We start from the raw sequence: 304 nt of genomic DNA, 5'->3' as shown, positions 1-304 counted from the left end.
ACGAGCACCCCGACCACAACACGGGGGCGCCCCGGCAGCCCGGTCGACCGGAGCCCGGCGGCACCGGCTCCGTCCCGTCGCGACCGGACGAGCCGGTGGGCGTGGCGCGGGCGGCGGTGGTCGTACCGCCGGCCGGGCCCCGACCGGCGACCGAACCGGCCGGCGGTCCGCGCCGGCCCGACGAGGGGGAGGCTGCGGACGCCGGTGGGCTGCGGGGCGCCCGCTCCGAGCTGCGCCGCCAGATGCGCGAGCGGCGCCGGCTGCGGCTGGGCATCCTGGTGCTGGTCAGCATCGTGCTGCTCGG

At 80.9% G+C, this 304-nt stretch carries 1 protein-coding gene; it reads left to right on the top strand.

The genetic code is table 11. The features are described 5' to 3' along the window. Positions 1–95: 95 nt before the first annotated feature. Positions 96–304, top strand: a 209-nt coding sequence (locus ACSNN7_RS29120; protein ID WP_436684236.1) for a hypothetical protein, incomplete at its 3' end; no start/stop codon positions are given.

This window comes from Micromonospora sp. URMC 105, from assembly GCF_051386295.1.
Lineage (GTDB): Bacteria > Actinomycetota > Actinomycetes > Mycobacteriales > Micromonosporaceae > Micromonospora.
Note: the sequence above shows the minus strand (reverse complement) of the source record. Positions and strands in the feature narration are given on the sequence as shown.